The 11998-nt window shown below is 40.7% G+C and carries 8 protein-coding genes, 1 tRNA gene and 2 rRNA genes (1 of these 11 only partly in view); 10 read left to right on the forward strand and 1 reads right to left on the reverse strand.

Annotated elements, in window-relative coordinates:
- The 10 genes from NAG76_07220 to NAG76_07265 all read left to right on the forward strand — a co-directional run.
- Window positions 1-1974: ribosomal RNA gene (locus NAG76_07220) — 23S ribosomal RNA — on the forward strand; it begins 957 nt to the left of the window's first position.
- Window positions 1975-2077: 103 nt separating this feature from the next.
- Window positions 2078-2194 (forward strand): 5S ribosomal RNA (gene rrf, locus NAG76_07225).
- 802 nt (window positions 2195-2996) lie between these two features.
- Window positions 2997-4202 (forward strand): GNAT family N-acetyltransferase, encoded by a 1206-nt coding sequence (locus tag NAG76_07230; GenBank protein ID URN96014.1) that lies wholly within the window; start codon window positions 2997-2999, stop codon window positions 4200-4202.
- Window positions 4203-4345: 143 nt separating this feature from the next.
- Window positions 4346-5803: an IMP dehydrogenase gene (gene guaB, locus NAG76_07235; GenBank protein URN96015.1), complete on the forward strand. Its 1458-nt coding sequence runs from the start codon at window positions 4346-4348 to the stop codon at window positions 5801-5803.
- A 216-nt stretch (window positions 5804-6019) separates the two neighbouring features.
- Entirely contained in the window at window positions 6020-7303 is a 1284-nt protein-coding gene (locus NAG76_07240; protein ID URN96016.1) for a D-alanyl-D-alanine carboxypeptidase, read from the forward strand.
- 121 nt (window positions 7304-7424) lie between these two features.
- A complete protein-coding gene (pdxS, locus tag NAG76_07245; protein URN96017.1) occupies window positions 7425-8306 on the forward strand; it encodes a pyridoxal 5'-phosphate synthase lyase subunit PdxS in 882 nt (293 codons plus the stop codon).
- 78 nt (window positions 8307-8384) lie between these two features.
- The gene (pdxT, locus tag NAG76_07250; protein ID URN96018.1) at window positions 8385-8969 is read left to right on the forward strand and encodes a pyridoxal 5'-phosphate synthase glutaminase subunit PdxT; all 585 of its coding nucleotides are present in this window, start codon (window positions 8385-8387) and stop codon (window positions 8967-8969) included.
- Between the two features lie 58 nt (window positions 8970-9027).
- Window positions 9028-10308, forward strand: a complete 1281-nt coding sequence (gene serS, locus NAG76_07255; protein ID URN96019.1) for a serine--tRNA ligase — start codon at window positions 9028-9030, stop codon at window positions 10306-10308.
- An 84-nt stretch (window positions 10309-10392) separates the two neighbouring features.
- Window positions 10393-10481: transfer RNA gene (locus tag NAG76_07260), tRNA-Ser, on the forward strand.
- Between the two features lie 657 nt (window positions 10482-11138).
- Window positions 11139-11345, forward strand: a complete 207-nt coding sequence (locus NAG76_07265) for an aspartyl-phosphate phosphatase Spo0E family protein (GenBank protein ID URN96020.1) — start codon at window positions 11139-11141, stop codon at window positions 11343-11345.
- Here the strand turns inward: NAG76_07265 and tadA are convergent, their stop codons facing one another.
- A complete protein-coding gene (gene tadA / locus NAG76_07270; protein URN96021.1) occupies window positions 11346-11825 on the reverse strand; it encodes a tRNA adenosine(34) deaminase TadA in 480 nt (159 codons plus the stop codon).
- Window positions 11826-11998 lie beyond the last annotated feature (173 nt).

Below are 11998 nucleotides of genomic sequence, written 5' to 3' on the forward strand. Positions count from 1 at the left end.
CAAACTCCGAATGCCACAGACATGTTATCCGGGAGTCAGACAGTGAGTGCTAAGATCCATTGTCAAGAGGGAAACAGCCCAGATCATCAGCTAAGGTCCCCAAGTGTGTGTTAAGTGGGAAAGGATGTGGAGTTGCACAGACAACCAGGATGTTGGCTTAGAAGCAGCCACCATTTAAAGAGTGCGTAATAGCTCACTGGTCGAGTGACTCTGCGCCGAAAATGTAACGGGGCTAAACACACCACCGAAGCTATGGCATGTACCTTATGGTACTTGGGTAGGGGAGCGTTGAATATAGGTTGAAGTCAGACCGTAAGGACTGGTGGACAGTATTCAAGTGAGAATGCCGGTATGAGTAACGAAAAGACAAGTGAGAATCTTGTCCGCCGTAAGCCTAAGGGTTCCTGAGGAAGGCTCGTCCTCTCAGGGTAAGTCGGGACCTAACGCGAGGCCGAAAGGCGTAGTGGAAGGACAACAGGTTGAAATTCCTGTACCACCGAAAACCGTTTGAGCAATGGGGTGACACAGAAGGGTAGTGACGCGGACTGATGGAATAGTCCGTCTAAGTAGTGAGGCTTGTCGATAGGAAAATCCGTCGGCTATAAGGCTGGGCTGCGATGGGGAGCGAAAATTATAGTAGCGAAGGTCATGAGCTCCGGCTGTCAAGAAAAGCCTCTAGTTAGGTATAGGTGCCCGTACCGCAAACCGACACAGGTAGGCGAGCAGAGCATGCTAAGGCGCGCGGAAGAACTCTCGTTAAGGAACTCGGCAAAATGACCCCGTAACTTAGGGAGAAGGGGTGCCCCGGTAGGGTTAATAGCCCGAGGGGGCCGCAGTGAAAAGGCCCAATCGACTGTTTAGCAAAAACACAGGTCTGTGCGAAGTCGTAAGACGAAGTATACGGGCTGACGCCTGCCCGGTGCTGGAAGGTTAAGGGGAGTGGTTAGGGGTAACCCGAAGCTATGAACCGAAGCCCCAGTAAACGGCGGCCGTAACTATAACGGTCCTAAGGTAGCGAAATTCCTTGTCAGGTAAATTCTGACCCGCACGAATGGCGTAACGAATTGGGCGCTGTCTCAACGAGAGATCCGGTGAAATTTTAATACCTGTGAAGATGCAGGTTACCCGCGACAAGACGGAAAGACCCCATGGAGCTTTACTGCAACTTGATATTGAACTTTGGTACGATCTGTACAGGATAGGTGGGAGCCTTTGAGTCATGAGCGCCAGCTTGTGAGGAGGCGACGTTGGGATACCACCCTGATCGTATCGGAGTTCTAACCTGCTACCCTGAATCGGGTAGAGGGACCGTGTCAGGTGGGCAGTTTGACTGGGGCGGTCGCCTCCTAAAGAGTAACGGAGGCGCCCAAAGGTTCCCTCAGAATGGTTGGAAATCATTCGAAGAGTGCAAAGGCAAAAGGGAGCTTGACTGCGAGACCTACAAGTCGAGCAGGGACGAAAGTCGGGCTTAGTGATCCGGTGGTACCGCATGGAAGGGCCATCGCTCAACGGATAAAAGCTACCCTGGGGATAACAGGCTTATCTCCCCCAAGAGTCCACATCGACGGGGAGGTTTGGCACCTCGATGTCGGCTCATCGCATCCTGGGGCTGAAGTAGGTCCCAAGGGTTGGGCTGTTCGCCCATTAAAGCGGTACGCGAGCTGGGTTCAGAACGTCGTGAGACAGTTCGGTCCCTATCTGTCGCGGGCGCAGGAAATTTGAGAAGAGCTGTCCTTAGTACGAGAGGACCGGGATGGACGTACCGCTGGTGTACCAGTTGTTTCGCCAGAAGCATAGCTGGGTAGCTAAGTACGGACGGGATAAACGCTGAAAGCATCTAAGCGTGAAGCCCCCTTCAAGATGAGATTTCCCAATTAGTAAGACCCCTTGAAGACGACGAGGTTGATAGGTTCGGGGTGTAAGTGTAGCAATACATGTAGCTGACGAATACTAATCGGTCGAGGGCTTATCCTAACAATCTTTTCAAGCGCAAGCAAGAAAAGTACATTGATACAAGCATCACTTTGGAGTTTTACCTTTCCTATCCAGTTTTGAGGGCGCAAGCTCTAGTAAGACGTTTGGTGATGACGGCGAAAGGGAACCACGCGTACCCATCTCGAACACGACCGTTAAGCCTTTCAGCGCCGATGGTACTTGGACCGCAGGGTCCTGGGAGAGTAGGACGTCGCCAAGCACGGATAAGCCCATTGCATAATGCAGTGGGCTTTTTTGTGCGTTTTAACGTGTGATCACGCTGATTAAGCTGACGAAGTTGATTCGACGGCGAAGAGGCCATTCATCGCTCGTTCCAGTACTCATGTACCAAGTCCGTACATTCCGTGCTTCACGTCCCTAACTTCATGTCCTCTTCTTGGTGCTGACACGTTATATGCCCGAGAAGTAACATTCCTTGAGGTGGAGCAGGAAGAAGAGCGCTGTTCAAGAAGCCGGCTTTCAAGCTTATTCGGGGTTGGACAGGTTGTTCATTGAAGCTAAGGAAGAGCATAATCGGTATGTTTCTTGCAGAAACGTTTTATTGCTAGTGTACGAGTGTCGTACACAGCACAACATAAATGACAATACAACACAGCACAACACAACAAACAACACACAACGCAACAATACAATCTGCTTTTCGCATTACTGACTTCATAATAATTTTTTTGTGCAGAGACGTTATAAGCTAGAAGTAACCATATTTAAGGTGGAGCAAAAGGATTATCAATAATAATTCTATGCTTTGAAACAGATTCAACGTTGAAAAGGACATTCATGGAGAGATAGATAAAAGATAAAGTAGAATGTTTCTTACAGAAACGTTTTATTGCTGGTGTACGAATGTCGTACACAGTACGTTACACATCACAACACACAATACTTACTGCAGCACATTCGGCTATTTGCTTAATCTGCTTAAATACAAATTAATGATGAAAATATTGCTAATTGATTGTGTACTCTGTATAATACTCCTAATTATAGAGGAGGTTGTATGAATGTCAGATATTATTCTTAGGAAATTGATTGTTAGTGATTTTGAGCAAAGTGTAAATTTGGCTTCGTATTCCTTCCAATATCCATTGTCTCCTGAACAAATCGAAGAGCGTAGGGATAGATTTGATAGTGATCTTGAGGATCGTTATGGTGTATTTGAAGAAGATGAATTATGTGCGCAAGCAAGTTTATTGCATTTGAATATACATGTTGGTGGAAAACTAATGAAAATGGGTGGAGTGGCAGGAGTATGTACTGCTCCAGAGCAGAGAAGAAACGGCTACGTAGCTACAATTATTGAGAAGTTATTGCAAGAAATGCGCTCAAATGGTGAAACAATTTCTATGTTACATCCATTTTCGTTTGCTTTTTATCGGAAGTATGGCTGGGAAACTTATATTGAATACAAACGGTATGAGATGAATTCTGAGCATTTAACGTCAATATTAAGAAAAGAACGTCTTCGGGAACGGATAGGAAAAGTTAGTAGAGTAAATAATTATGATGAACTACTTCCTGTATATGAGTGCTACGCTGCGAAGTTTAATGGCATGCTTCAACGTGATTTGGATTGGTGGAAAAAAAGAATTGCAACTCGTAAGACAGGTTTTAAGGCAATTTATCGCTCTGATGAAGGAAAAGCTGAAGGGTATGTGCTTTATAATATTATTAATAATGTTATGACTATTCATGAGCTTGTTGCAGTTACTGCAAATGCGGAGAATGAATTATGGTATTTTATCGCACAACATGATTCTATGCTAGAGGTTGTAAAGTGGACCGCACCAAGTGATGATACTTTCACATTTAGAATCGATAATCCTCGTCTAAAACAAGAGATAGTACCATACTTTATGGCTAGAATTGTTGATTTTGAATCGTTTATAAGTCTATATCCATTTGTAACTGCTGATCATAGTGACACGTTTACTATTGAAATCACAGATGAATATGCAACATGGAACGCTGGAGTTTTTAAGCTACACATTGAAACTGATGGAGTAGCTCATGTAGAACGGTTAATTGAAGCAGAAGACATTGAATCTGATCTTAAGATTGATATCGGAGCGTTAACAGCTACATTATTGAATTATCAAAAGTTGGAAGCACTTAAGAAATTCGGCCGTATAAGCGGAAATAAAGCAAAAGTAAATCGCTTTCAAAATCGTATATCCGAACAAACTTCATACTTATCTGATTTTTTCTAATAAATTGATGATTTCGTCAATTCAATAAGTGGCATTTGATGGGTTTTACACCGTCTGTATTACATTGACACCCCTTATATCAAGTGATATCATTGCAATAATATACATCAGAGAGACATAAAAAATAAGGGAGGAACATACTCGTGTGGGAAAATAAATTCGCTAAAGAAGGGCTAACGTTTGACGACGTATTGCTTGTTCCGCGCAAATCTGAAATACTACCAAGAGCTGTTAATGTATCTGTTCGTCTGAGCGATACTGTAAAACTTAATATTCCTTTGATTAGTGCAGGAATGGATACCGTAACGGAGTCTGCTTTGGCGATTGCAATCGCTCGTGAGGGTGGAATCGGTATTATTCACAAAAACATGACTATAGCTCAACAAGCTGAAGAGGTAGATCGTGTTAAACGTTCGGAAAGTGGAGTTATCACTAATCCATTCTCACTAACTCCTGATCATCATGTATATGATGCTGAAGAGTTGATGGGTAAATATCGTATTTCTGGTGTGCCTATCGTTGATGAAGACAAAAAACTTGTTGGTATCTTAACAAATCGTGATTTACGTTTTGTTCATGACTTCTCTATTAAAATTAAAGAAGTTATGACTCATGATGAGTTAGTTACAGCTCCTGTTGGAACTACTTTGCAAGATGCAGAGGGTATTCTTCAACAGCATAAAATCGAGAAACTTCCACTTGTCGATGAGGCTAACGTACTGAAAGGCCTTATTACAATTAAAGATATTGAGAAAGCTATTCAATTCCCTAATGCTGCTAAAGATAGTCAAGGTCGTCTACTGTGTGGTGCGGCAATTGGTATTTCTAAAGATACAAATGAACGTGCAGCAGCGCTTGTAGCTGCTGGTGCAGATGTACTTGTAGTAGACTCTGCTCACGGACACCATATTAATATCGCAAACGCTGTAAGAAGTCTTAGATCAGCTTATCCTGACCTAACAATTATTGCAGGTAACGTAGCTACTGGTGAGGCAACTCGCGATCTTATAGAAGCTGGTGCTTCTGTTGTTAAAGTAGGTATTGGCCCTGGTTCTATTTGTACAACTCGTATTATTGCAGGTATCGGTGTTCCTCAAATTACTGCAATTTATGATTGTGCATCTGTTGCTCGTGAATATGGTGTACCAATTATCGCTGATGGTGGTATTAAATATTCTGGCGATATTACGAAAGCTATTGCTGCTGGTGCAAACTGTATTATGATCGGTAGTTTGTTCGCAGGAACTGCTGAAAGTCCAGGAGAAACTGAAATCTTCCAAGGTCGTAGCTATAAAGTATACCGCGGTATGGGTTCACTTGGAGCGATGAAAGAAGGATCTAAAGATCGTTACTTCCAAGAGAATGAAAATAAACTTGTACCAGAAGGTATCGAAGGTCGTGTAGCTTACAAAGGTCCTTTAGCAGATACTGTTCATCAATTACTAGGTGGATTACGTTCTGGTATGGGTTATTGTGGTACATCTTCATTGGACGAGCTTCGTAATGATACACAATTTATTCGTATTACTGGTGCTGGCTTGCGTGAAAGTCATCCACATGATGTACAAATCACGAAAGAAGCTCCAAACTACTCACTATAAAATGTTGTTCAAAAAGGTCACTTTTTGAGCTTCCACTATAACATCAATTAAATGAGAACCAGAGATTATGTATCAATTAAGATATATAGTCTCTGGTTTTTTGCTTTATTGGTATATTCGACCTGATTCAGCAAAAAGTTTAACTCGATGCTGAAATTATGATACAATAATTTAGTATAAATCAATGAGAAAAGGGGAATTTAGGTGTTCAAGAAAATGGGGAAAATTCGATTACTTTCGATTATAATACTTTGTACTTTACTTTGTATTTCTTCGCTTACAGTCGGAGGACAACAAGTAGGGGCTGTCGGTTATAATGATCGACCAAGTACAGATAATGCACTAGGATTACAAGTGAAATCTGCACTTTTAATTGAATTTGAAACCGGACAAGTGATGTATGAAGTTAATCCCGATGAGGCATTACCGATCGCAAGCATGACTAAACTAATGACAGAATATATCGTAATGAAAGAAATCGAGAATGGTCGATTGGCTTGGGACCAAATCATCACTGTAACACCTGAGGCATCAGATACTCACCCTTCAGAATCACAAATTTATTTGGCTACTGGCGATCAACATACCGTTGAAGAATTATATATTGCGATGGCAGTAGGTTCAGCTAATGACGCTACAAAAGCTTTAGCAATTGCGGTTGAAGGTAGTATTCAAGCTTTTATTGACCGAATGAATGAAACTGCTGATCAACTTGGACTTACATCTGCAGTGTTTACAAGTGTGACAGGTCTTGAAGATTCTACAATGATGTCTGCTCGTGATGTCGTTTCGTTAGCTCGTACGATTCTAATTGAGTGCCCAGATTTCTTGAAATATTCTGGCATGCAAGAATATCAATTCCGTGAGCGTGATACTGCTCCAATTATTAATTTTAACTATATGCTTGGTGTTAATACGAATAAGTCAGGCCTGAAGCATCTTGCTTATGAAGGCGTTGATGGACTTAAAACAGGTTTTATAAGCGCAGCTGGTTATAACTTTGCTGGTACAGTAGAGCGTGATGGAGTTCGTTACATTAGTGTTGTTATGGATACTCGTTCAAAAGATGCTCGTTTCTTAGAGACAGCTTCATTATATAACCATGCATTTGCAACGTTTGAAAAGAAAACAGTTATTGCACCAAAAAGTGTAGTAGAAGGTTATGAAAAGGTTAATATAAAAAAAGGTGTAGAAAAAGCTATTCCTGTTGTTACAGGTTCTGATGTTACTGTTCTAACGAGCAAAGGTACTGAAGCTAAAGTTGAACTAGTAAGCGCAGATATTATGGCGGAAGACGAACTTATTGCACCGATTGCTGCTGGTACAAAAGTAGGTACATTAAACTACAAGTTTATGGATCCCTCAGGAAAAGAACTACAATATCAAGTTGACTTACTTACGACAGAAGATGCAGAAAAAGCATCTTGGTTTAAGTTATTCTTCCGTGGATTAGGTAATTTCTTCTCCGATCTATTCGATAGTATTATGAACATCTTTTAATCCGAGTTGATTACAGGGAAATATGTACTTGCCTTTAGTGCTTGCATTAATGTACAATCAAAGCTTAGAGCAACAACGGTTATTATAATTCACATAAATGAATATAGGAGGAGTATTTACAATGGAAACAGGTACTTTTCGAGTAAAAAGTGGTATGGCGGAAATGCAAAAAGGCGGCGTCATTATGGACGTTATGAGCGCTGAACAAGCTAAAATTGCTGAAGCAGCAGGTGCAACAGCGGTTATGGCATTAGAACGCGTTCCTTCTGAGATTCGTGCTGCAGGCGGCGTTGCTCGTATGGCTGACCCAACAATCGTTGAACAAGTTATGAAAGTTGTATCTATTCCAGTAATGGCAAAAGCACGTATCGGTCATATCGTTGAAGCAAGAGTTTTAGAATCTATGGGTGTTGATTACATCGATGAAAGTGAAGTTCTTACTCCAGCTGATGAAGTTTTCCATATTAGTAAACATGAATATACTGTTCCATTCGTATGTGGAGCTAAAGACCTTGGTGAAGCGCTTCGTCGTATTCAAGAAGGTGCAGCTATGCTTCGTACGAAAGGTGAGCCAGGAACAGGTAACATTGTTGAAGCGGTTCGTCATCTACGTCTAATTAACGGTCAAATCCGTAAAATACAATCTCTATCTAAAGATGAATTATATAATGAAGCAAAAGTACTAGGTGTGCCTTATGAATTACTTCTAGGCGTACATGTAAGTGGTAAGCTTCCAGTTGTTAACTTTGCTGCAGGTGGTGTAGCTACACCAGCTGATGCTGCATTAATGATGGAGCTTGGTGCTGACGGCGTATTTGTAGGATCTGGTATTTTCACATCAGAAAACCCTGAGAAATTCGCCCGTGCAATCGTTGAAGCTACAACTCATTACCAAGATTATAAATTAATCGCTGAAGTATCCAAAAACCTTGGAGCACCGATGAAAGGTATTGAAATTTCTAAGCTTCATTCATCAGAACGTATGCAAGATCGCGGAATCTAACATAGATAAACCCTAAGCGCCGATTTGACCTAGTAATAGGTTAGATCGGCCTTTGCGAAACTAGGGAGGAATTTGGATATGAAGATTGGAGTTTTAGCTCTTCAAGGTGCAGTTGCTGAGCATATACGCAGTCTTGAGTCTGCAGGTGCTGAGGCGGTAGCTGTTAAACGTGTGGAGCAACTTGCTGAGCTAGATGGGATTGTCATTCCTGGTGGCGAAAGTACTACAATCGGGAAACTGATGCGTAACTATGGTTTTATTGATGCGTTACGTCAATTTCATAAAGAAGGTAAACCATTATTCGGTACATGCGCAGGGCTAATTGTTCTCGCAGATCGAATCGATGGACAAGAGGATGCACATCTTCAGCTTATGGATATGACAGTTGCCCGTAATGCGTTTGGCAGACAAAGAGAAAGCTTTGAAACACAATTACCTGTAAAGGGTATTGATAAACCGATTACAGCAGTATTTATAAGAGCTCCGTTAATCTCGCAAGTAGGACCAGCAGTTGAAGTGTTATCGTTATATAATGGAGAGATTGTAACAGCTAGAGAAGGTAATCTTCTTGCTTGTTCATTCCATCCGGAGTTAACTGATGACTATCAACTACATGCTTATTTTGTGGAAATGGTTAAATCAGCTCAATCCATTGATGTATAAATTGTAACTGAACCATAGCAACCGCTATGGTTCTTTAAAAGAGAGGAGCTTACCACTCGTGTTAGATGTTAAATTACTTCGTACAGATTATGCTCAAGTTGAAGCAGCATTACACAATCGTAACGCTTCAATAGATCTAATTGTACAATTCCCTGCGCTAGATCAAAAACGTCGTGAATTGATTCAAGATACAGAATTATTGAAAAGCAGACGTAATACCGTATCACAAGAAGTTGCTAAAATCAAAAAAAGTGGTGGAGATGCGCAAAGCTTAATCGTAGAAATGCGTGAAGTTGGCGATCGTATTAAAGAACTTGATGATGAGCTTCGTATTATTGATGCGCAAGTTAATGATGTCTTATTGGCTATTCCGAATATTCCTAATGCATCTGTACCTATCGGAGCATCAGAGGATGACAATATTGAAATTCGTCGTGTAGGTGAACCGAAAGTCTTCCCTTATGAGCCGAAAGCACATTATGATCTTGCGGCAGACCTAGCGATTCTTGATTTTGAGCGTGCAGCAAAAGTAACAGGTTCTCGCTTTGTGTTCTATCGCGGTCTAGGAGCTCGTCTAGAGCGTGCGTTAATGAGCTTTATGATGGATCTTCACAGCGATAAACATGGCTATGAAGAAATTCTACCTCCTTACATCGTTAATCGTGATAGCCTAATTGGTACTAGTCAACTTCCTAAGTTTGAAGAGGATCTGTTTAAAATTGCTGATTCAGATTATTACCTGATTCCAACAGCAGAAGTACCAGTTACTAATATTTATCGCGATGAAATATTGGATCCACAAACATTGCCAGCTAAGTTCGTTGCATTCAGTGCTTGTTTCCGTTCTGAAGCAGGATCAGCAGGTCGTGATACACGTGGATTAATTCGTCAGCATCAATTCAATAAAATAGAGCTAGTTAAAATTGTTAAGCCTGAAGATTCTTATGCAGAGCTAGAGAGCCTGCTACAAGACGCTGAGAAGGTTCTACAACTATTAGACTTGCCATATCGAGTGGTTACACTTTGTACTGGTGATATTGGCTTTGCTTCGGCGAAAACATATGATATCGAGGTTTGGATACCTAGTGCGAATACGTACCGCGAAATTTCTTCTTGTTCTAACTTTGAAGATTTCCAAGCACGTCGTGCAGGTATTAAGTATCGTCCTGAGCCGAAGAGCAAAGCAGAGTTCGTTCATACATTGAACGGATCAGGTCTTGCAATCGGTCGTACAGTAGCTGCAATACTTGAAAATTACCAGCAAGAGGACGGTTCTATCGTAATTCCAGAGGTACTTCGTCCTTATATGGGTGGCGCAGAAAAGATTTCTTTTAAATAAAATAAAAAAAGTTTTAAAAGGGGGTTGCAAACCCCCTTCAATCTGTGATAAGATATCTCTTGTCAGCAAATGAATTACTTTCTTGGAGAGGTACCGAAGCGGTCATAACGGGGCGGTCTTGAAAACCGTTAGAGGTCAAACTCACAAGGGTTCGAATCCCTTCCTCTCCTCCACTACTTACACGACACGCTCAAGCGCTAAGCTTGAGCGTTTTTTTGTGCGATCATCTGGAAAGAGGAAGCTTCAGTGTACGTAATGGGTACGCGAGTCTCGTACTTTCCAAGTTCGCTTCATATTCGATACTGAATAACCTAGGAAGTTAGTCATCGTTATCAACGTCTGCTTTTTGTGCTACCCCTGTAGGGCTTGTATATCAGCTAAGCAGTTCAATGTTATCCAGGTTAAACGTACAATGCCTAAATAGTACAAAACGCTCAAGCGAGTCGCTTGAGCGTTTCTTATATGAAAGATATATATGCGAAAAATGTAGAATATTGTTGGTTAAATTAAGATGTAGTCGAAACCTTAAAATTATGTGTACATAAATTTGAAAAAGGTTATAATATTAGTTAAAAATCCCCATTTGAATGGCTAAAATACACCTTTTTTTGTGTAAAGAGAATAGATATTAATATAGGACTTATTAACGATTGTATTTATTAGGAAAAAAGCGATATAATTTGAGATATTATCACAACTATTGTCGTTAAATAACTTTATTTTGTAAAAGAGTATCGACAACATATAACAAACAAAGTTCGTCAGAATCGTTATAATAGGTGTACAAGTTATTCAAACGTTTGAAAAGGGAGTGTGACACGAAGCGAACTATGGAAAAAAAACAATTAATGATACAGCTACAGTCGCTTCGTCACAAGTTGTATGAAATTGCTGAGGCAAAGGGTAGTTTTACTGATCCAGATGTTATAGCAATTAGTGAAGAAGCTGATCAACTTATTGTTGCTTTACAATATATTGAACGACAAGAGAACTATTTGCCAGAATCATATAATCATTTGAACAATAGTATAAGCTAATTATAGCGACTGAGTTTTTCTTCTTAGTCTTAATTGTTTGAAAAATGCTTTTAACAATTCAGCACACTCTGCTTGAAGTATACCACTAGTGAGCTCCGTTTCGTGGTTGAAACGGGGCTCTTGTAGTAAATTCATCAATGTCCCCGCACATCCAGCTTTATGATCACTAGTACCATAGACAACTCTAGTTATGCGAGACTGCACGATAGCACCTGCGCACATTGGACAAGGTTCTAAAGTTACATAGAGTGTACAATCCAACAACCTCCAAGCATCAAGATGTTCACTTGCTCTTTTAATAGCTATTATTTCTGCATGAGCAGTAGGGTCATGTAGTGTTTCTCTTAGATTATGACCTTTACCGATAATGACTCCGTCTCTGACAATAACGGCACCTATCGGTACTTCGCCTAATTTTTCAGCTTTATTTGCTTCAGCGATGGCTTCTTGCATCCAACGCTCGTCTTCATGAATATACATATGCTTCTCCTTTATCTACAAAAAATCGGATTTATACATCGAACAAACATTCTTTTGTTAACATACTGTGCATAACATTGTTGATAACTTTATTATATCCACATATTTATTCACAAACAGTCCACTTATTGTTGATTAAATTGTGGATTATGTTAATTTAATGTGGATAAGCC

The organism is Candidatus Pristimantibacillus lignocellulolyticus, from assembly GCA_023639215.1.
Taxonomy (GTDB): domain Bacteria; phylum Bacillota; class Bacilli; order Paenibacillales; family Paenibacillaceae; genus Pristimantibacillus; species Pristimantibacillus lignocellulolyticus.

Bases quoted from the DNA above. Each gene is read 5' to 3' on its own strand.
- NAG76_07230 (URN96014.1), top strand. From the start codon at position 2,997: ATGTCAGATATTATTCTTAGGAAATTGATTGTTAGTGATTTTGAGCAA.
- NAG76_07240 (URN96016.1), top strand. From the start codon at position 6,020: ATGGGGAAAATTCGATTACTTTCGATTATAATACTTTGTACTTTACTT.
- pdxS (URN96017.1), top strand. From the start codon at position 7,425: ATGGAAACAGGTACTTTTCGAGTAAAAAGTGGTATGGCGGAAATGCAA.
- pdxT (URN96018.1), top strand. From the start codon at position 8,385: ATGAAGATTGGAGTTTTAGCTCTTCAAGGTGCAGTTGCTGAGCATATA.
- NAG76_07265 (URN96020.1), top strand. From the start codon at position 11,139: ATGGAAAAAAAACAATTAATGATACAGCTACAGTCGCTTCGTCACAAG.
- tadA (URN96021.1), bottom strand. From the start codon at position 11,825: ATGTATATTCATGAAGACGAGCGTTGGATGCAAGAAGCCATCGCTGAA.